At 28.0% G+C, this 20,440-nt stretch carries 20 protein-coding genes; 14 read left to right on the top strand and 6 right to left on the bottom strand.

Annotation, left to right across the window (positions count from 1 at the left end):
* The first annotated feature begins 9 nt into the window (after positions 1 to 9).
* Positions 10 to 1,491, top strand: coding sequence for a S41 family peptidase (locus SY27_RS02245; RefSeq protein WP_045966997.1), 1,482 nt, complete (start codon positions 10 to 12; stop codon positions 1,489 to 1,491).
* Between the two features lie 74 nt (positions 1,492 to 1,565).
* Here the strand turns inward: SY27_RS02245 and SY27_RS02240 are convergent, their stop codons facing one another.
* Complete coding sequence (locus tag SY27_RS02240) at positions 1,566 to 2,600, bottom strand: RluA family pseudouridine synthase (protein ID WP_045966996.1); 1,035 nt, start codon at positions 2,598 to 2,600, stop codon at positions 1,566 to 1,568.
* A gap of 9 nt (positions 2,601 to 2,609) precedes the next feature.
* Positions 2,610 to 3,215 (bottom strand): PASTA domain-containing protein, encoded by a 606-nt coding sequence (locus tag SY27_RS02235; protein WP_045966994.1) that lies wholly within the window; start codon positions 3,213 to 3,215, stop codon positions 2,610 to 2,612.
* Positions 3,216 to 3,311: 96 nt separating this feature from the next.
* Between SY27_RS02235 and SY27_RS02230 the strand changes: the two genes are divergently transcribed.
* Genes SY27_RS02230 through SY27_RS02215 form a run of 4 tightly spaced genes read left to right on the top strand, consistent with a single transcriptional unit; the run spans position 3,312 to position 5,992 of the window.
* Complete coding sequence (locus SY27_RS02230; protein WP_045966992.1) at positions 3,312 to 4,283, top strand: D-alanine--D-alanine ligase; 972 nt, start codon at positions 3,312 to 3,314, stop codon at positions 4,281 to 4,283.
* A gap of 5 nt (positions 4,284 to 4,288) precedes the next feature.
* On the top strand, positions 4,289 to 4,753 hold the full coding sequence (locus SY27_RS02225) for a hypothetical protein (RefSeq protein ID WP_045966991.1): 465 nt from the start codon (positions 4,289 to 4,291) through the stop codon (positions 4,751 to 4,753).
* 7 nt (positions 4,754 to 4,760) lie between these two features.
* Positions 4,761 to 5,219, top strand: coding sequence for a pantetheine-phosphate adenylyltransferase (coaD, locus tag SY27_RS02220; protein WP_045966989.1), 459 nt, complete (start codon positions 4,761 to 4,763; stop codon positions 5,217 to 5,219).
* A gap of 2 nt (positions 5,220 to 5,221) precedes the next feature.
* Complete coding sequence (locus tag SY27_RS02215; RefSeq protein WP_052705083.1) at positions 5,222 to 5,992, top strand: hypothetical protein; 771 nt, start codon at positions 5,222 to 5,224, stop codon at positions 5,990 to 5,992.
* A gap of 145 nt (positions 5,993 to 6,137) precedes the next feature.
* Here SY27_RS02215 and SY27_RS02210 read toward each other — a convergent pair whose 3' ends face one another.
* On the bottom strand, positions 6,138 to 7,073 hold the full coding sequence (locus SY27_RS02210) for a protein-glutamine glutaminase family protein (RefSeq protein WP_045966987.1): 936 nt from the start codon (positions 7,071 to 7,073) through the stop codon (positions 6,138 to 6,140).
* 359 nt (positions 7,074 to 7,432) lie between these two features.
* Between SY27_RS02210 and SY27_RS02205 the strand changes: the two genes are divergently transcribed.
* The 7 genes from SY27_RS02205 (at position 7,433) to SY27_RS02175 (ending at position 13,424) form a co-directional block, all read left to right on the top strand.
* The gene (locus tag SY27_RS02205) at positions 7,433 to 8,968 is read left to right on the top strand and encodes a SulP family inorganic anion transporter (protein ID WP_045966985.1); all 1,536 of its coding nucleotides are present in this window, start codon (positions 7,433 to 7,435) and stop codon (positions 8,966 to 8,968) included.
* 525 nt (positions 8,969 to 9,493) lie between these two features.
* Entirely contained in the window at positions 9,494 to 9,967 is a 474-nt protein-coding gene (locus tag SY27_RS02200; protein WP_045966983.1) for a hypothetical protein, read from the top strand.
* A gap of 119 nt (positions 9,968 to 10,086) precedes the next feature.
* A complete protein-coding gene (locus tag SY27_RS02195) occupies positions 10,087 to 10,668 on the top strand; it encodes a hypothetical protein (RefSeq protein WP_045966981.1) in 582 nt (193 codons plus the stop codon).
* A gap of 170 nt (positions 10,669 to 10,838) precedes the next feature.
* Positions 10,839 to 11,744, top strand: a complete 906-nt coding sequence (gene bla / locus SY27_RS02190) for a class A beta-lactamase, subclass A2 (protein ID WP_045966979.1) — start codon at positions 10,839 to 10,841, stop codon at positions 11,742 to 11,744.
* 213 nt (positions 11,745 to 11,957) lie between these two features.
* Positions 11,958 to 12,449, top strand: coding sequence for a GNAT family N-acetyltransferase (locus SY27_RS02185; protein WP_045966977.1), 492 nt, complete (start codon positions 11,958 to 11,960; stop codon positions 12,447 to 12,449).
* A gap of 43 nt (positions 12,450 to 12,492) precedes the next feature.
* Positions 12,493 to 12,843: a hypothetical protein gene (locus SY27_RS02180; protein WP_045966976.1), complete on the top strand. Its 351-nt coding sequence runs from the start codon at positions 12,493 to 12,495 to the stop codon at positions 12,841 to 12,843.
* Between the two features lie 11 nt (positions 12,844 to 12,854).
* Positions 12,855 to 13,424 (top strand): AAA family ATPase, encoded by a 570-nt coding sequence (locus SY27_RS02175; RefSeq protein ID WP_045966974.1) that lies wholly within the window; start codon positions 12,855 to 12,857, stop codon positions 13,422 to 13,424.
* Positions 13,425 to 13,438: 14 nt separating this feature from the next.
* Here SY27_RS02175 and SY27_RS02170 read toward each other — a convergent pair whose 3' ends face one another.
* On the bottom strand, positions 13,439 to 14,074 hold the full coding sequence (locus SY27_RS02170; protein ID WP_045966973.1) for a class I SAM-dependent methyltransferase: 636 nt from the start codon (positions 14,072 to 14,074) through the stop codon (positions 13,439 to 13,441).
* Here SY27_RS02170 and SY27_RS02165 point away from each other — a divergent pair.
* The gene (locus SY27_RS02165; protein WP_255350294.1) at positions 14,014 to 15,090 is read left to right on the top strand and encodes an alpha/beta hydrolase fold domain-containing protein; all 1,077 of its coding nucleotides are present in this window, start codon (positions 14,014 to 14,016) and stop codon (positions 15,088 to 15,090) included. The two genes, SY27_RS02170 and SY27_RS02165, sit on opposite strands and share 61 nt — an antisense overlap.
* A gap of 62 nt (positions 15,091 to 15,152) precedes the next feature.
* Here the strand turns inward: SY27_RS02165 and SY27_RS02160 are convergent, their stop codons facing one another.
* Positions 15,153 to 16,550 carry a DEAD/DEAH box helicase gene (locus tag SY27_RS02160; protein WP_045966969.1) on the bottom strand — a complete coding sequence of 466 codons (1,398 nt, stop codon included), beginning with the start codon at positions 16,548 to 16,550 and terminating at the stop codon, positions 15,153 to 15,155.
* Between the two features lie 103 nt (positions 16,551 to 16,653).
* Between SY27_RS02160 and SY27_RS02155 the strand changes: the two genes are divergently transcribed.
* A complete protein-coding gene (locus SY27_RS02155; RefSeq protein WP_045966967.1) occupies positions 16,654 to 18,360 on the top strand; it encodes a M14 family metallopeptidase in 1,707 nt (568 codons plus the stop codon).
* A 51-nt stretch (positions 18,361 to 18,411) separates the two neighbouring features.
* On the opposite strand, the gene SY27_RS02150 is transcribed toward SY27_RS02155, so the two are convergent.
* Positions 18,412 to 20,385: a heavy metal translocating P-type ATPase gene (locus SY27_RS02150; RefSeq protein WP_045966965.1), complete on the bottom strand. Its 1,974-nt coding sequence runs from the start codon at positions 20,383 to 20,385 to the stop codon at positions 18,412 to 18,414.
* Between the last annotated feature and the right edge of the window lie 55 nt (positions 20,386 to 20,440).

The following is a 20,440-nucleotide window of genomic DNA, read 5'->3' as shown; positions in this document are numbered from 1 at the left end:
TTTTTTATCATGAAAAAAACAATCCTATATCTATTAATTTCAGTAAACTACTTCAACTTTAGTTTTTCACAAGAAAAGAAAGCTACAAAAGATCTAAAAAAAGATTTAGAAATAATTAGAGATATAACATTACAACTATCTACTAAATTAACTAAAGAAGATAAAATAAATTTAAACAACTTCTTTGAAGTTAAAGCATCAGAATTAAAAAAAGACTCATTAACCATTATAGATTTTTTTAATTTCATTTTTGATTCTAAAATCAATTCAAAATTTGATGAACATGCAGCATTCAATATTCCTGAAGATGTAATGATGCCATTTTTAAAGAACAATACTGTTTTTCCTATTCCTATAAAAGTAATAAATAAGAAACTAATTGTCAATTCTAAAAAAACAAGCATACCATATGGTAGTATTATAGAAAGCATTAATGATGTTAACATTTCAGATTTATATAAAAGATTAATGAGAGAAGGTGAACACGAAACATACGATTACAAAATGTTTGAAAGCCAATTTTCTTTAGTCTATTTATTGCGAATTGGAAACCCTAATCAATTTAAAATTACTTATAGAAAATCATTGAATGATTCACAAATTTTAAAAACAACAATTGATGGAATTAAAATTGAAGATTACTTAAATGTTATGAATAATGAGAGAATTTATCCTTTACATAGAAAAGAACTAAGAAATCAAATCAACACTAATTATTTTACAGATTCAAATACATATTATCTACAATTCAATTCGTTTAACTGGATAGAAAGTGAAACAGAAAACTCTTATCTTGAATTTAATAAACTTTTAGATTCAACCTTTAATGATATAAAACATAAAAAAACGGAAAATTTAATTATAGATTTAAGATTCAATTCTGGCGGAAACATAGAAATACCTGCTTTATTATATTCTTATATTGCTAAATCTCCATTTATTGATAACGTAATAGGTAAAATTAATCATTTTAATTTCCCACATACTGAGCATATTATAGCAGCTAGTGAAGTAGTAATAGATGAAAACAATACATTACCTGGCTTTATTGAATATATAAAACAAGGAGCAGAAAAAATTGGAGATCAATACATTATAAAGTATATTGATAATAAAACTATAAACCCTAAAGAAAATGCTTTTAAAGGAAACGTTTATTTGTTAATAGGTGGAAATACAATATCTGCTTCAGCTTACTTTTCTTCTCAATTCAAATTAAATCAAAGAGGTGAAATTATTGGAGAACAAATAGGCGGTTCTCATCATGAAATAACAGCAGGTTACTCTCTTGAATATAAATTACCTACTTCAAATTTAACAATGACAATTCCTATACTTGTTTTATCGCTTTCAGACGAAGTTTACAAAAAAGTTCCTGAAAAAAAAATCACTCCTAATGTTACACTATCTGAAAAAACGCGATACAATTATTTTATAAAAGAAGAAGACCCTGAAATAATGGAAACATTAAAAATCATAAACAAAAAATAATTGTGTTTCAAATGTGATACAAAAAAACATCGATTATAAAACGTTTTATAATCGATGTTTTTTTGTCTTTTATATTATTCCTCAGTAAAAGTTTGTGCTTTAGAATACACTCTCCATTTTTCTATACATTCTTGCATATCAGTAGGAACTTCGGTATCAAAACGCATAAACTCTTTAGTTACAGGATGCTCAAACCCTAATGTCTTAGCATGTAATGCCTGCCTAGGTAACACTTTAAAACAATTATCCACAAACTGCTTATATTTTGTAAAAGTTGTTCCTTTTAAAATTAAATTACCGCCATAACGCTCATCATTAAACAAAGTATGACCAATATATTTCATATGCACTCTTATTTGATGTGTTCTACCTGTTTCTAACTTACAAGAAACAACCGTAACATACCCTAAACGTTCTAAAACTTTATAATGCGTAACTGCTGGTTTTCCTTGTTCTCCATCAGGATAAACCGTCATTTGCATTCTATTTGTTGGATGTCTATCAATATTTCCTTCTATAGTCCCTTCTTCTTCCTTAATATCTCCCCAAACAATTCCTACATATTCTCTTTCTGATGTTTTAGCAGCAAACTGTTTCGATAAATAATCCATTGCAAGCTCAGTTTTAGCAACTACTAACAACCCTGAAGTATCTTTGTCAATTCTATGAACTAAACCAGGACGCTCAGAACTGTTCATTGGTAAATTATCAAAATGATAAGCTAATGCATTTACTAAAGTTCCAGAATAATTACCATGACCTGGATGAACTACCATTCCTGCTGGTTTATTTACCACAATGAGTTGGTCATCTTCATAAATAATATCTAAAGGTATATTTTCACCTACTAATAAATGTTCATAAGGTGGATGTTCTAACATTACAGTTACTACATCATCTGGCTTTACCTTATAATTTGATTTTACAACATTATCATTTACAAAAATATTTCCCGAATCGGCTGCTTTCTGAATTTTACTTCGTGTTGAATTTTCAATTAAATTCATTAAAAATTTATCAATACGCAAAGCTTGTTGTCCTTTTGACACCTCAAAACGATAATGCTCATGCAAATCGTCATCAATTTCCTCTACATTTTTATCACTCATAATCTTTTATTATATTGAATCGTTTTCTATAGATGGCATTTCTCCTAAATTTGTTCCATCAAAAACATCTTTTCCATCTCCTAAAACAAAATTAACCGTAGAATTCTTCTTTATCTTATCTCCTGCATTAAGATTTTTTCCTCCAGAAGAAATACTCAAAACAACATCTTTTGCAATATAATTTCGATACGTAACTCTTCCTTCTTTTAATCCTAATGACTTCAAATTAGCACTAATTTGACGATATGTTTTATCTTTAAATGGAGGCAATATAACTTCTGTAAAACCTCCAGAATTTATTTTAACATATATTTTTCTTCCATTTTTAACTGTTGTTGCTGCTCTAGGATCTTGTTCCACTACGGAATAAGGAGGCATATCTTTTCTATAATCTACTGTATCTAAAAGCAATAATTCTAGCCCTAATTCTTTTAATTTTTCATCTGCAATTGTAATTTGCATCTTAGACAAATCTGGAACTGTAATCTCTTCACCATGATTCGTTTTAAAATCTAAAAATTGTATTAATAAAAAACCTAATACAATTACTATAGTAAAAGCTATAGCTAATTGTATAAAAAACGATTTGCTCTTTAAAAAATGTATAACACTCATAATTTATAGTTATTTCAGCAAATATAAGAAATCGAAAAGATTTTTAGTTTGAATAAATAATGTAATTTTGTGGTCATACGATTAAAAATTATAAGAATGAAAAACGTTGCAATTATAATGGGTGGCTATTCAAGCGAATATAAAATCTCATTAACAAGCGGTGGTGTTGTATATAATAATTTGAACAAAGAAAAATATAATGCATTCCCAATACATATCTTAAAAGAAAAATGGGTTTGTGTAAAAGAAAATATTGAATATCCTATTGATAAAAACGACTTTACTACTACAATTAATGGTGAAAAAATATTTTTTGATGTGGTTTTTAATGCGATTCATGGTACACCAGGCGAAGATGGATTAATGCAAGCCTATTTTGAGTTATTAAAAATGCCTCATACATCTTGCGATTATTATCAAGCAGCTCTAACCTTTAATAAACGTGATTTATTATCTGTTTTAAAACCATACGGAATAAAAACAGCTACTTCGCATTATTTAAATTTAGGTGATGAAATAAATGTTGATGAAATTTTAAAAACCATTGGATTACCTTGCTTTATTAAACCAAATAAATCAGGATCAAGTTTTGGAATTTCAAAAGTAAAAACAATTGAAGAATTTTTACCTGCAATTGAAATAGCCTACAAAGAAGATAATGAAATTATTATAGAAAGCTTTTTAGATGGTACTGAAGTTTCTGTAGGCGTTATCAAGTACAAAGGAGAGACCAAAGTATTACCTATAACCGAAATTGTATCTGACAACGATTTCTTTGATTATGAAGCCAAATATTTAGGGCAATCACAAGAAATTACTCCTGCAAGAATTTCTGACGAATTGAAACATAAAATAGAAACTGTTGCAAAAAAAGCGTATGAAGTTCTAAAAATGAAAGGCTTTTCTCGTAGTGAATTTATTATTGTTAACAATGAACCTCACATGCTAGAGATGAATACTGTTCCTGGACTAACTAATGAAAGTATTTTACCTCAACAAGCTAATGAAGCTGGAATTTCATTAGCTCAACTTTTTGAAAATGCTATTGAAGAAGCCTTAAAAAATTAATTAAAATGCTGAAAAATCTAATCCTTTTCTTTTTTATTACTGCACAATTTGCCTTTGCACAGGAAAAAACAATTCCACAAAACCAAATAACAGCTATAAAAGACGCTTACAACTGGACAGAAGAAGAATATATTATTATCAACTATCGTTTTCCTAAAGATTATTGTTCTTATGAAAATTATGGTGAATTAGAAAAGAGTTATACTTGGTTAACAAATAAAGTATACACTAAAGTAAATCCAGAAAATCATCGAAACATTTTTGTATATGCTGATAAATTAGCCGCGAAAAAAATACTCGATAACAAAACACATTATGATGATATAGGTTTTTATTTCTTAAAAAACTTCTTTGACAAAAAAGGAAATTGTTACGGTGTTTTAATCATTAATAAAAATGGACAATACAAATACATTTTAGGTGAATATTCATATATAGATATTCAAAACATAACCGACTCTTTAAAATAATTTTATCATGAGAAAAGCTATTTTCCCTGGATCTTTTGACCCTATAACTAACGGACATTTTGATATTATTAAACGTGGTGTTTCACTATTTGACGAAATAATTGTTGCAATAGGTGTAAATGCTGAAAAAAAATACATGTTTTCACTTGAAGAACGCAAACACTTTATAGAAGAAGCCTTTAAAGACGAACCCAAAGTAAGAGTAATTACTTATCAAGGACTTACTATAGATTTGTGCAAAAAAGAAAATGCCGAATTTATTTTAAGAGGACTTCGAAATCCAGCCGATTTTGAATTTGAAAAAGCAATTGCACATACCAATAGAAGTTTATCGAAAATTGAAACCGTTTTCCTTTTAACGGCTGCTCGCACTTCTTATATTTCATCTAGTATTGTGAGAGATGTTCTGAGAAACGGTGGAGATATAACCAAACTAGTTCCTCAATCGGTAATTGTTAAAAAGTAAATATGTATATTAGAAAAGTTGTTTTAGCATTATTATTTTTATTAAGTATTATAAGCTGTGATAAATCGAATAAAATAAAAAATGCAGATTATCTAACTTTAGATGAGCAAAAGGCATTAGATAATACCGATACTATAAATACAATTGCAACAAGTAGAAATCTAACAACTACATCAAATAAAGTAATTCTTACGGGATTAGACAGTATTCGTTTAATTTCTATATATAAGATTAAACCCGAAGCAGACAAAAATATAAATTACTACGAAGATAGTAGTTACTATAACTATAGAGATGATGATGAAAACTATAAGTATTTTATGCCTGGAATGGATGTTATAAATGGATATAATTTAATAAACATTGCTCATTATAATTTAGCTAATGAAAAAAGCAGCTTTCTATTCAAAAAACCTGTATTAATAAAAACAGTCTATTATCCTGGTGTTAGAAAAGATTCTTTAAAAAACAAACCCATTCATCGTGATTATTTCATGGTTTCAGTTTATGATGAAGACACAAATAACGATACATTAATCAATAAAAAAGACTTACGAAAATTATATCACTTTGATAAATTAAATACTAAAAAAACTCAATTAATTCCTTCTGATTATGGCGTCATTAAATCTACTTATGATTATAAAAATGATATCATGTACATTTATGCCAAACAAGACACTAATAAAAACGGAACAGGAGATAAAAATGAAGCTATGCATATTTTTTGGATAAATCTAAACGATCCAAAAGAGGCAAAAAAAATATTATAGAAACTTAGTGCGTAAATTTCACATTTAAATATCAGAATAGCTTTGTCAAAAATTAAAATTTTAACAAAGCCATTCATATTATTACAGCTCAATTATGTATTTGATATACTACTAATTAGATTTTACACAAATAAAGCAACTAGTATTAAAAAGAACAGCTAGTTTGTCTATATCTATAATTAGCCAAAGTACTATAAGTATCTGTATAGTTATTATCATATTGTGTATAATTTGAAACATAATCATAATAATACACGCTAGAATTTTGATAACTTGTTGTAGCAACAGTACCTCCGTTATATTTCATTTTATTCAACCAAGTTGTAATGGTTACAGGTTGATTAAATAAAGAAGGGTCAATTACATTCCAAACACCATTAACAGAAATTAAAGGAGCTACATGATACCTCCATGCAATACCACATACTCCGGTAGACGAAGTATTTACTTTTAAATTTCCATAAGCAAAAATCTTATAACAATCTTTACTAGCATAATTCATGTGTTGTCTCATCATGTGGGCTCTTGCATAACAACCATCATTTGCATATTGAAATGGAATACATAAATTTTGATTGTTTATAGCACAACTTTTATTTTTCATAGCATTAAAAAAGTTGACTGCTTCAGTTGTTGTGAAATCAAAACTAGAAGCTTTTTGAGTTGAAACCTTCCTATTTAAATCCTCAATAGTTTTAAATGGTGTTTCATCATATTTCACATTTAAATTCCAATTCTTTTCTTCACTATTTGAAATTTTAACTACAGAAATTATTCTTTCTGGCTCATTTTCATCAAAATAAATTTTAATTGGAGTTCCGTTTGAAATACTTTCTTTAATATCATTAAGATATGGGCTATCATTTTCTACATAAGAAGCACCCGCTTTTATTCCACAATAAAAAAAAGTTTTGGAAGTTGAAACTTCACAATCGTCACACTTTTTGATTAGACCTATTATATAATCATTAGAAGTTTGTGGATTTACTTCTTGAGGATTCTTTTCCTGTTCATTGTTACAGGATCCTAGTACAATTGCCAAACCTAATAGTAAGGTTAGCTTTAAAAGATTTTTTTTCATATTATCTATTTGTTTGTTTATTATAACGCAATGTACCAAACAAAACCAATAGTTAAGTGGCAGGTTTTCTGTAATTTATTCAAAAAATAAAATTTTATAACAATCATACCTTATTTTGTTTAATTTATTGGAATTTTAAAAAAAATTAAACTATGAAATCAATAAAGAGAATTGTTTTTATCCCATTTTAAACATCAATCTATTAGTTGTTTCCTTATTTTTTTAAATGGAATATACTTATCAACTAAAAATTAACCTCTTAAAATATAAAGAACTAAAAACACATTAAAACACTATGCTGCTCCTTAAATTTGAAAACCTTACCTTTGCCGCTTAATTTTTTCAAAGCTCAAATTCTAATGCAAAAAGTACTCAATCTATTCGATTTTAAACAAAAAGTAGATTACAGAACCGAAATTTTAGCCGGATTAACAGTGGCTATGACTATGATTCCCGAATCATTATCTTTTGCTATCCTAGCAGGCTTCCCTCCTCTTGTAGGATTATATGGTGCTTTTATCATGGGATTAATCACTGCTGTTTTAGGTGGACGTCCTGGATTAATTTCTGGTGGTGCTGGTGCTACAGTTATTGTTTTAATTGCTTTAATGAAATCCAATGGTTTAGAATATGTTTTTGCTGCGGTAGCCATGGCTGGAATCATCCAAATTATAGTTGGTTTACTAAAACTTGGTAAGTTTATCCGATTAGTACCACAACCCGTAATGTTTGGATTTGTTAATGGATTAGCCGTTATCATTTTTATGTCTCAATTGGAACAATTCAAAACAGTTATCAATGGAAATAAAGAATGGTTAACAGGTTCTCCTTTCTTTATTATGGCAGGATTAGTAGCTCTAACAATTGCCATAATTTTAATTTTACCAAAATTTACAAAAGCTATTCCAGCTTCTTTAGTCGCTATTATAGTGGTTTTTGCAGTAGTACTAGTTTTTAATATTGATACAAAACAAGTTATAGATATTGCCTCTTTAAGTGGAAGCTTACCTCCTTTTCATATTCCTGAAATTCCATTTACATTAGAAACATTAAAGATTATATTACCTTATGGATTAATCATGGCGGCAGTTGGTTTAACAGAAGGCTTATTAACCTTAAATTTAGTCGATGAAATCACTGGAACAAAAGGAAATAGCAACCGTGAATGTTTAGCGCAAGGAACCGCTAATATTGCCAATGGTTTTTTCTTTGGAATGGGTGGTTGTCCTATGATTGCCCAAACTTTAGTCAACTTATCATCAGGTTCAAGAGCTAGATTATCAGGAATAATAGCGGCTTTAACCATTTTAGTAATTATCCTAGTAGGTGCACCTGTAATTGAATTATTACCTATGGCTGCTTTAACAGGCGTTATGATTATGGTTGCCATTGGAACTTTTGAATGGGCTAGTTTTAAAGCCTTTACCAAAATGCCAAAACATGATATCTTCGTAATGCTTGTAGTAACATTAATTACTGTTTTTTTACACAATTTAGCTTTAGCCGTTTTAATTGGAGTAATAATTTCAGCTTTAGTATTTGCTTGGGAAAGTGCGAAACGCATTCGTGCTAGAAAATATATCGATGAAAATGGAGTCAAACACTATGAATTATACGGACCTTTATTTTTTGGTTCGACAACCGCTTTTTCAGAAAAATTTGATGTACAAAACGATCCAAATAAAGTAATTATCGATTTTGCAGAAAGTAGAATTTCTGATATGAGTGCTATTGATGCAGTTAACAAAATTACAGAACGCTATGCTGCTGTTGGTAAAAAAGTACATCTAAAACACTTAAGCAATGACTGCGTAGAATTACTTAAAAATGCAGAAGCCATTATCGATGTAAATATTATGGAAGATCCTACTTATAAAGTAGTTCCTGGGAAATAGTATAAAGAATATTAAACAATTACAAATCAAATATTTGAAAGCTTAATATTATATAACTCATTTCTTAAACCATGTTAAAAAGTTAAAAGTATTCTAAAAAATTAAACTCCAAAAAACAAGTTTGCTTTGTATCAAATTAAACAAACTTAAAAAATTATGAAAAAATTACTTTTAGTAGCTGTAATTACAGTATTTGGAGTAACAACTATCAATACTCAAGATATCAAATTTAATATTAAATGAGGTCTTAATTTTACAAATATTAGTGAAGAATACTAATAGATTAGAACTTGTTCAGCTTTAAATTTTGGAATCATGAGTGAAATTTCTATTACAGACAAATTTTGTTTTCAAACTGAAATTTTATATTCTAGACAAAGATATAGTTTTAAAAAAGGTTGACTTTGGTATTAATGCTTGGAATAGGATATAAACTAGAGAACGGACTTTATCTTTTAAAATTTTATTCTAAATTTACGCAACAACTGCAAACAGTCTAATATTTTTACAATTTGAAAACAACTTATGATTAAATATTTGACATTCGGAGTATCAGTATCATTTATCTCTTGGATAATTGGAATGATTTTTAATGGTATTATAATGAAAACTGAATACTACAAAAAAATATCAAACCTAAATTTTATTGAGAATAAAAATATTGGGATTGAATACTTTAAATGGATTGTAAAAAATACCTTTTTCAAATTCTTCAATCAAAAAATTAAGTTGACTAATAAAACAGAATTGGTTGAAATACGAAAAGAAATGACAATTGCTGAAATAAGTCATCTAATTGGATTTATATTTGTAACTGTTATTGCCATATATAAAAGTATTTCTCACAACTATTTATTTGGATTAACAATAATGTTTGTAAATATTTTAATGAATTTATATCCTTCATTATTGCAACAAGAGAACAAAAGACGAATTGACAAACTTATCAAAAGGAAAAAAAATACTATACTACATTTAAGAGATGAAACCTCAAATTAATCACTTAATAAATACAATCTATTTAAAGTTAAGTGAATCAACCTTACAGAAAGGGTTATACAACTGTAAATCAACCAAATAAATGTTCTGAACTTTGTCTAAACTTTAAAAGAAATATTATGGCAACATCAGAAACAAAAAGCAACAATGTACTTGAACAGTTCTTAAATGATTTTTTAGATTTAACATCTGGTTATACTAAAAAAGCAATTGATTATGCAAGTGATGAAGATGAAAAAGCTGTTATTAGAGCATTCTCTCCTACTTTAATTAGTCAAGTAACCGAACTAAATAAGTATGTAAAAGAGAGTGTTGAGCAATCTTCAAGACAACAAATTAAAGAAGTAAATCAAATTATAAATATTACTTCTGGAATCTCTCTTGTACAAAATGCGAAAGGAATTTTCCCTAGTTTAGGATCACTTTTTGGAAAATTAGGACTTTCAAGAATTGTAAAAGAGATTAAAAAAATATTTCGAATGATTTTAGAAGCATTAGGAATAAAACTACCTAAATGGTTAGATGCATTATTAAATATTATTGATGAAATTTTTGATGCAATAGGCTCTGCTGGTTCTGCAAAATTAGCAACTACTTTTTCAATTCAAGAACAAAACTATTTAGCAGAATTAACACAATTAGCTAAACTTCAACAAGCAAATCAATTTAGATTTCTAGAAAATGATGAAGATGAAATATAATACTATTAACGGTTTATAAAAACAGAAACGATTTAGATATTTATTTTAAGTCGTTTTCTTAATTTTGTAAATTGATAAACAAAATAATAGCTTATCCCAATTATAAACTATTACAAATTATTGAATATTAATTACTTTTTGTCAATCACTTAAAAATATTTAAAACAACAATGATTAAGACATTTCGCTTTACAACTTTACTAATTCTATATCTCTCTTGTCAGACTTTTGCTCAAACAATAGAACCATTACGACAAAAAATACAAAAAATAGTTGCAACAAAAAATGCCACTGTCGGAATTTCAATAATTGGAAATAATGCAAAAGATACTTTATCTATTAATGGAGACAAACACCTGCCAATGCAAAGTGTATATAAATTTCCTATTGCTCTAGCTGTACTTTCAGAAGTTGACAAAGGAAAATTATCTTTAAATCAAAAAATAAATATTACAAAAGAAGATTTACATCAAAATACATGGAGTCCTATTCGAGAAAAATATCCTAATGGAACAACATTATCGTTATCTGAGGTTATTAAATACTCCGTATCTGACAGTGACAATATTGGTTGCGATATATTATTAAAACTCTTGGGAGGAACAAAAAAAGTTGAAGACTATTTCTACTCAATAAATTTTAAAAATATTTCAATAAAAGCAACAGAAGAAGAAATGCACAAAGAATGGAATGTGCAATTTCAAAACTGGATAACACCTAAAGCCGCAAGTGAATTATTAGAATTATTTTATTATAACAAGAAAAAATTACTTTCTAAAGAAAGCCATAATTTTATTTGGAAAGTGATGTCAGAAACTTGGACAGGAAATAAAAGATTGAAAGGAAAATTGCCAATAGGAACAATTGTTGCTCACAAAACGGGAACTTCAGATACAAACAGTGAAGGATTAACATCAGCAGTAAATGACATTGGTATTGTATTTACAAAAAATGGACACTTTTTTATTATTAGCATTTTTGTAACGAACTCGAAAGAAAGTGCAGAAACAAACGAAAAAATAATTGCTGATATTGCAAAACTAACTTGGGATTATTTCGAAGCAAAAAACAAATAAAATTACCATTTATAGACACTTTTATTCATTCATATAACAAAACACATTACTATTATAATCATAAAAAATAACTCCTTCTCTATTTAAAAATAAGCTTAATTAGTTCTGATATTTTTCTAAAAGATAGTTTTATATTTGTAATACTTTATGTATAAATTCTAACACAACAGTGAATTAATTAGTACAAACTAATAGTTAATAAAAATTAAAACTTTGGATAATAAAATTAAATTAGAAAAATTCAATGAAAAAGATTTTCTTTATTTTTTTCAATTGGTTAACAATGAAAAAGTAATGGAAATGATTACTGAACGAGCAATTGAAGTAGATGAAGCAAAAATTGATTTTGAGAAGTTAATTGAAAAAAATCAAATTAATGAACATTTTGGAAATTTTAAAGTATTCAACGCTGAAACTAACGAATTTATCGGATTAGCAAAACTTGAAATTAAAGAAAAGAATAGTCCAGAAGTTGAACTTGGTTATATGATTCTTCCTAAATATTGGGGAAAAGGAATTGGAAATAAAATTGGAGAACAATTAATAAAAATTGGGAGAAATCAAGAATCAATTCAACGAATTTTTGCAATTATAGATCCTAAAAATTTAGCATCAAGAAAAATATTAACAAACAATGGATTTACATCAAAAGAATTTAAAGATTTTGATGGGCTTCCTGGTGAAGTTCTAGAACTAACACTATAAAAAGTTAAACTATTTCAATAAAAATTGAATCTATTCTAATTCTATGGAAAGCAAAAAATATAAATACCATTTTCGTCCCGAATATAATTCTAAAAATTTATTAATTGCTTTTATTAGTGGCGTTGAGAATGAAAATTTTATATCTGATTTATTTAATTCAATTGTAGAAATAAATCCAAAAATTACAGAAATTAGCGATCTTTGGATGAATGATGAATATCTATTTGAAATTGATTCAGATATGGGAACATTTTTATATTCAAAAGACATTTGGGACTTAGCTTTCTTAATGTCTAAAGATAATCAAGAATGTTTACACAAAATAAACTCTATTCTATCAAAAGATGAAAAATTTGAAAAAGTCGAAGTGAATTTTAATACTTACAAATCCTAACCTACTATACTTTGAGTAACATCCAAAACAAGTTATACGTTATAACAGGAGGTCCTGGAGTTGGAAAAACAAACTTGTTAAATGAGTTAAATAAATGTGGTATTCAAACCGTTTCCGAAGATGCTCGAAAAATTATAAAAAATCAAATTAAGATTAAAGGAAATAGATTACCATGGAAAGACAAACAATATTACGCAGAATTAATGTTCAATGCTTCTGTAAAAAGTTATAAAAACATAATTCACTCCGAAAATCAGAATGAAATTGTTGTTTTTGATAGAGGAATTATAGATACTTTATGTTATATGAACATGGAGAATATTCCAATATCTGAAAGGATGGAAAAAATAGTTCATGAACACAAATACAATAAGAGAGTCTTTATTCTTCCACCATGGAAAGAAATTTATGAAACTGATAATGAACGAAAACAAACTTGGGAAGAAGCTTTATTTACATTTGATAAAATGAAAGAAACTTATTTAAAATATGATTATGAAATGATTGAAGTTTTAAAAGACAGCATTGAAAACAGAAAGAACTTTATACTCGATATAATAAAAAATAAATCATCATTTTAGTATCAATAGTAAAATCATCTCTCAAAAATAATTAGCTTATCCTTTACCTCTACACTTTTAAATTGTAGCTTTTCCTGTATCCAATCTAATGTTTTTTCTTGATAAATAAAAACATGAGTTAAATCATTTTTATAATACCAATTTTCAAAAGGCATTTGATTTTTAAAAAGTTCTGTTTTACAATACAATTTCCCATTAGGTAAAAGCATAGAATGTAGTAATGTAAATTCTTTTAAAGGTTCATGAAAATGTTCCATCACTTCACAGCAAGAAATATAATTATATTTTTGAATTAATCGTTCTGGTACATTTTCAAAAAATATATCATAATTTTCAACTTGATATCCTTTTTCTTTTAGCATTTTAGAAATGACTGGTCCTGTTCCTGAGCCAAAGTCTAGTCCTTTGTCTTCTGAAGAAAAATCTCTAAGAATTTGATTCACTATTGGAGCAACAAAGTTTTGGTAACCAGTATCATTCACATCATTATTATGTTGTTCGTAATGATTCTTTTCTGTAAAAGCATCATAAAAAGTATGCTTAGGTCTAAAAATACCTTGACAAGTATCACATCTGTGAAATAAATGATGTGGCTTTTCGCAAAAAACCGTTGCAGTTGAATTACATAATAAACACTTTTCTTTTTGCATATTTTATTGAACCTATTTGTCGTTCTTATGCGAATGTATTAAAAAAATCTAACTTTAAATTCAGGTATAAACTGTATGACTTTATATATTGTTTTTTAATATATTTACATACAATTGAATTACTAGTTATGAAACTAAGTTTAAGCTATTATATTACTTTACTAGTTATAAAACTAAAAGGTATTAAAAAAAAATTCAGTAAAGACCCTATTGATTTCAAAAAAATAAGAAAAGAAGATATTCATCACCCTAAAGATGTCTTTTTTAGAAAAAATAATGTACACCGTTTTACCATTTTAAAAACTAAAATTACAGAAATAAACCAAAATGAAGCTACTAATAAGTTACTTCTATATATTCATGGAGGTGCTTTTATTTCAGGTCCTGCTAAGCATCATTGGGATACTATAAAAGAAATAGTTAAACAAACAAATCACATCGTTTGGATGTGCGATTACCCAAAAGCTCCTGAAAACAAAATTCAAGAAATATCAGAAAATATAGATTTGGTTTATAAAACTGCACTAGAAAAGTATTCCTCAAAACAAATTATACTTATAGGTGATTCAGTTGGAGGAACTTTAATAACTGCATTAATACAAAGATTAATTGAAGATAATAATAAATTGCCGCATAAAATTATACTCGTTTCACCTGTAATGGATGCAACCATGTCTAATCCTCAAATAGACAAAATAGAAGCAATCGATCCTATGCTGTCCAAAAATGGTGTACTAAGTGCTAAAAGAATGTGTGCTGAAAATAATGACTTAAAAAATACAATGCTTTCTCCTATAAATGGTAGTTTTGATGGATTCCCAAATACTATTTTATTCTTAGCTGAAAATGACATTACGTATCCTGACCAAAAAATAGTCGTTCAGAAATTAATCGATGCTAAAAACACCATTGAAGTTATTGAAGGAAAAAAAATGCCACACATTTGGCCTTTACTACCAGTTATGAAAGAAGCAAAAATGGCTTTAAAACAAATAATAACACATTTGAATAACTAGAGATATAAACCATTAAGAAATCAAGACTTCAGATTTTTAATTTCTTAATGGTTCAAAATAAATTATCTTCTATTACTCTCCTTTCGAGATGTAAATTTTGGATGGGTTTTCACATCTTCTTCTTCTTTCTTTATCACTTGTCTTGCAACTTCAATTTTATACTTTTTCCCTTTCATTTTCTCGTCCTTAATTTTGGTAAGTAACTCTTTTACTTTCGTATAACGAACAGCTACAAACGAAATAAAATCTTTCACTTCAATTAAACCAATATCGTCTTTTTCTAGTTCTCCTTTTTGAGAAAGAAAACCAACAATATCAAACTTATTCAACTTATTCTTTTTCCCTCCACTAATATAAAGGGTTTGAAAAACAGGAGCTTTAGGTAACGATTTCGCATTAGAAACATCTAATCTTCGTTTCCCATAATCAAAATAGTCTGTTTTTTTCTCCGTTTCATGAATAATTACATAAGCCGTTCCTGTTGCAAGCATACGAGCTGTACGACCGTTTCTATGCGTAAACTCATCTTCTTTGGAAGGCAAATGATAATGAATTACATGTTTCATTTCTGGTATATCCAAACCACGTGCACCTAAATCGGTTGTAATTAAAAACGAAACACTTCCGTTTCTAAATTGTATTAAAGCACGTTCACGTTCGTCTTGATCTAAACCACCATGATAAAAAGTGGAAAGTACTCCTTTTGAAAGCAACATATCGTAAATACGTTCTACCGCTTCTCGATGATTACAAAAAATAATAGCCGATTCTGAATTTAACGAGCAAATCAATTGAAAAAGCGATTCCAATTTATCTTTTGATTTCGAAAAAACAATACGAGTGTCTAAATTTACATTTTGTTTATCCTCTTCAATAAAATCAAGAATAGTTGGGTTAACCACTTTTGTATATTTTGGTATCTCAACTCCGGAAGTAGCCGAAACCAAAACACGTTTATTTAATTTGGTTAGTTTTCCAATGATATAAGACATTTCTTCATGAAAACCTAGTTGTAAAGATTTATCAAATTCGTCTAAAACTAATGTCTTTACATTTTCAGTCTGAAAACTTCCTCTATCCAAGTGATCAGCAATTCTTCCTGGTGTTCCAATTAATAATGCAGGTGGATTACTTAAATTATTAATCTCGGTATCAATTGAATGACCACCATAACACATATTTACTTTATAATGAGTCCCCATTTTTTTCCAAACTTGTTCAATTTGCAAACCTAATTCACGAGAAGGAACTAAAATTACAGTTTGTACACCTTTTATTTCTTCTTCCAACATTTGGAAAATAGGCAATAAAAAAGCTAATGTTTTGCCTGAACCAGTTGGAGAAAGTAATAAAACATTCGCATCATTTAAAATAGCATTTTGAGCTACTTCTTGCATTTCGTTTAGTCTTTGAATGTCTAAATTCAAAAGAACATTATTGGAAAGTGGATTTCTATTCATCTGGCAAAGATAGGCTTTGATTTACGATTTCCGAATTTTGATATTCAATTAATTGAAGAATGTATTTTTTCCTTACATTTGAGTAAAATGAAAAACTATAAACATGAAAAAAATAGTACTGTTTTTATTAACTACTTCATTAACCTTTTCACAAAATTTACAAACTCCTTTCGAAAATGGAAATGGAAATCAATCAACTACTTATGAAGATTGTATTGCTTATTATAAGACTTTAACTAGCCTATTTAATACTATTCAGATAGAAGAAATGGGTTTAACAGACAGTGGAGAACCTTTACACATTGTTACTTTCTCACAAAATACTAGTTTTGATTATTATCAAAATAAAGCTGTTATTTTAATTAATAATGGTATTCATCCTGGTGAACCAGATGGTATTGATGCTACAATGATGTATTTCAGAGATTTAGCAACTGCTAAAATAAAAGTACCTAAAAACACTATTATTGTAACTATTCCTGTTTATAATATTGGAGGAAGTTTGAACCGTAATTCACATTCGAGAGCCAATCAAAATGGACCTGAAGAATATGGATTTAGAGGAAATGCTCGTAACTATGATTTAAATAGAGATTTTATAAAATCGGATTCTAAAAATTCGAGAAGTTTTCAAGAGATTTTTCATTTAGTTAATCCAGATATGTTTATTGACAATCATGTTTCTAATGGTGCTGACTATCAATACACATTTACTTGTATTGCTACTCAGCATGAACGTTTAGGCGGGAAATTGGGAGAATTTTATAAAAATGAAATGCATCCAAGTATCATGAAAGATTTGAAAAAGAAAAAAATAGAAAGTGTTCCTTATGTTAATGTTCATGGTGATAAACCAGATGATGGTTTTGCTCAGTTTATGGACTCTCCACGCTATGCAACAGGCTATACAACCTTGTTTAATTCGCTTGGTTCTGTTCCAGAAACACACATGTTAAAACCGTATAAAGATAGAGTTCATGTTACGTATGAGTATATGGTTAGTACAGTTAATTATGTAGATGCTAATTATCAAAAAATAAAAAAACTAAAATCGGAAAACCTGAAGAACTATAAAGTTGGAATGAAATATCCATTACAATGGGAAATTGATTCTAGCAAAGTCTCTAAGATTGAATTTAAAGGATACAAAGGTGATTATAAACCTAGTGAAATATCAGGTAAAAATCGTTTATATTATGATAAAAAACAGCCTTTTACTAAAAAAATACCTTTTTATAATGATTATAAAGCTACGAAAGAAGTCGTAATTCCTGAATATTATGTGGTTTCAAAATCACAATGGCCCATTTTAGATTTATTAAAATTGAATGCTATAGAAATGAAAGCCCTTTCAAATGATACTATAATAGAAGTAGAAAGCTATAAAATAACGGCTTATGAAACTTCAAAATACTCTTATGAAGGTCACTACGGTCATTATAATACTAAAGTTTCTAAATCTATAGAAAAAATAGCCTTTAGAAAAGGTGATTTTTTAATTAAAACGCAACAAAAAGGAGTTAAATATTTACTTGAAACATTAGAACCTGAAGCGATTGATAGTTATTTCAACTGGAATTTCTTTGACCCTATTTTACAGCAAAAAGAATATTTTTCAGCCTATGTTTTTGAAGATTTAGCGAAAGTTTTTTTAGATGAAAACCCTACTATAAAAGCCGAATTCGACGCTAAGAAACAAACTGACAAGACTTTTACTGAAAACGGAACAGCTCAATTAGATTGGGTTTATAAACATTCTCCATATTATGAAAAAGCCCACTTGCAATATCCTGTTTATAGAATAAAATAGTTAAAAATATTATTATAAGCCTCAGATTTTTATACCTGAGGCTTATATAATTTAAAATTTCATTCTTTGAATTCTAACTGCATTTAAAATAGCTAATAAAGCAACACCTACATCCGCAAAAACAGCTTCCCACATAGTTGCTAAACCACCAGCTCCTAAAACTAGAACAATTGCTTTAACTCCAAATGCTAAAATAATATTTTGCCAAACAATTTTTTTAGTTTGTTTTCCTATAGCAATAGCCATTGGTATTTTACTTGGTTTATCATCTTGAATGACTATATCTGCTGTTTCAATTGTAGCATCACTTCCTAATCCTCCCATTGCAATTCCTACATTACTTAAAGCTACTACTGGTGCATCATTTACTCCATCCCCTACAAAAGCTACTGTTTCGTTCTTTGCAATAATTTCTTTAACTTTATTTACTTTATCTTCTGGTAATAAATCTCCAAAGGCATTTTTAATGTTTAATGTTTTGGCTACAAATTGTACAACTGAACTTTTATCGCCACTTAACATAGTTGATTTTATTCCTAATGTCTCGAGCTTATTAATTGTAGATGAAGCATCTTCTTTTATACTATCGGCAATAGTTATATATCCTATAAATTCATTACCATAAGCAATAGCAATAGTGGTATATACAATACTCGTTGGATCAATATCATAAGAAATAGAAAATTTATCCATTAATTTAAAATTACCAACTAATATTTCTTTATTATTAATAGTTGCTTTTAAACCATGACCTGCGATTTCTTCTACATTTTCAAGTTGTATAGTCGTATCTATTTCTCCAACAAATTCATGAATAGCTGTGGCAACAGGATGTGTACTATGATTTTCTAATGTATTTACTATTTGTAAAATTTCATTTTTATTAGATTCTGATTTTAAAACAACTTCTTGAACTTTAAAAACGCCTTCTGTCATGGTTCCTGTTTTATCCATAACCACATTTTGAATTGTAGCCAAAATGTCTAAGAAGTTGCTTCCTTTCACTAGAATACCGTTTTTACTTGCTGCTCCAATTCCTCCAAAATAACCTAATGGAATACTAATTACCAAAGCACAAGGGCAAGAAATTACTAAAAAGACTAAAGCTCTATATAACCATTGACTAAAGATATAGTCTTGAACAAATAAAATAGGCAACAAGCATATTAAAATGGCTAAAACAACCACAATTGGAGTATAAATTTTAGCAAATTTTCTTATGAATAATTCCGTTGGTGCTTTTCTAGAAGAAGCATCTTGAACCATTTCTAAAATTTTAGATAATTTACTATCTGAATAAGCTGTTGTCACTTTTATTTGAGAAACAGTATTTAGATTTATCATTCCTGTTAATACAATATCTTCTTTCTTTTTAGTATCAGGTTTACTCTCTCCTGTTAAAGCAGCAGTATTAAAGGAAGCTAATTCTGATATTAAAACGCCATCTAATCCTACTTTTTCTCCTGGTTTTAATTGGATGATTTGTCCGATTTTTACAGTTTCTGATTTTACCGTTGTAGTTTTATTGTTTTCATCTAAAATAGTAACCTCATCTGGACGTTGATCTAATAAGCTTTTTATATTTGTTTTAGCTCTAGTAATAGCTAAACTTTGAAATACTTCTCCAACAGTATAAAAAAGCATAACTGCAACCCCTTCAGGATATTCTTCTATTGCAAAAGCTCCAAGTGTTGCAATCGACATTAGAAAAAATTCTGAAAACACATCTCCTTTTTTTATACTAATTAAAGCTTCTTTTAGTACAGGAAATCCAACGGGTAAATAAGCAATACTATACCATAATATTCTTGTCCAGCCAGAAAACCATGACTGAGGAAAATAATTATCAAAACATATTCCTATTATAAGTAATACAAATGAAACTATTGCTGGCAAAAACATTTTAAAAGTGCTCTCATTACCATTTGAATGATCATGATTATGATCGCTTTCTTCTTTATGATTATGATTTACTTTTGTTTCATTTGAACAACAATCAGTGGAATTAATATTGTTTGAAATCATAATAATTTAGGTTTAAAATAGCACTTGGAATTAAAAAGTAATTCCAAGTGCATTA

Source organism: Flavobacterium sp. 316, assembly GCF_000967805.1.
Lineage (GTDB): Bacteria > Bacteroidota > Bacteroidia > Flavobacteriales > Flavobacteriaceae > Flavobacterium > Flavobacterium sediminilitoris.
The sequence above is the reverse complement of the archived record's forward strand: the minus strand, read 5'-3'. Positions and strand labels throughout refer to the sequence as shown.

Coding starts and splice junctions, on each gene's coding strand:
- SY27_RS02245 (WP_045966997.1), top strand. CDS start 10: ATGAAAAAAACAATCCTATATCTATTAATTTCAGTAAACTACTTCAAC.
- SY27_RS02240 (WP_045966996.1), bottom strand. CDS start 2,600: ATGAGTGATAAAAATGTAGAGGAAATTGATGACGATTTGCATGAGCAT.
- SY27_RS02235 (WP_045966994.1), bottom strand. CDS start 3,215: ATGAGTGTTATACATTTTTTAAAGAGCAAATCGTTTTTTATACAATTA.
- SY27_RS02230 (WP_045966992.1), top strand. CDS start 3,312: ATGAAAAACGTTGCAATTATAATGGGTGGCTATTCAAGCGAATATAAA.
- SY27_RS02225 (WP_045966991.1), top strand. CDS start 4,289: ATGCTGAAAAATCTAATCCTTTTCTTTTTTATTACTGCACAATTTGCC.
- coaD (WP_045966989.1), top strand. CDS start 4,761: ATGAGAAAAGCTATTTTCCCTGGATCTTTTGACCCTATAACTAACGGA.
- SY27_RS02215 (WP_052705083.1), top strand. CDS start 5,222: ATGTATATTAGAAAAGTTGTTTTAGCATTATTATTTTTATTAAGTATT.
- SY27_RS02210 (WP_045966987.1), bottom strand. CDS start 7,073: ATGAAAAAAAATCTTTTAAAGCTAACCTTACTATTAGGTTTGGCAATT.
- SY27_RS02205 (WP_045966985.1), top strand. CDS start 7,433: ATGCAAAAAGTACTCAATCTATTCGATTTTAAACAAAAAGTAGATTAC.
- SY27_RS02200 (WP_045966983.1), top strand. CDS start 9,494: ATGATTAAATATTTGACATTCGGAGTATCAGTATCATTTATCTCTTGG.
- SY27_RS02195 (WP_045966981.1), top strand. CDS start 10,087: ATGGCAACATCAGAAACAAAAAGCAACAATGTACTTGAACAGTTCTTA.
- bla (WP_045966979.1), top strand. CDS start 10,839: ATGATTAAGACATTTCGCTTTACAACTTTACTAATTCTATATCTCTCT.
- SY27_RS02180 (WP_045966976.1), top strand. CDS start 12,493: ATGGAAAGCAAAAAATATAAATACCATTTTCGTCCCGAATATAATTCT.
- SY27_RS02170 (WP_045966973.1), bottom strand. CDS start 14,074: ATGCAAAAAGAAAAGTGTTTATTATGTAATTCAACTGCAACGGTTTTT.
- SY27_RS02160 (WP_045966969.1), bottom strand. CDS start 16,550: ATGAATAGAAATCCACTTTCCAATAATGTTCTTTTGAATTTAGACATT.
- SY27_RS02155 (WP_045966967.1), top strand. CDS start 16,654: ATGAAAAAAATAGTACTGTTTTTATTAACTACTTCATTAACCTTTTCA.
- SY27_RS02150 (WP_045966965.1), bottom strand. CDS start 20,385: ATGATTTCAAACAATATTAATTCCACTGATTGTTGTTCAAATGAAACA.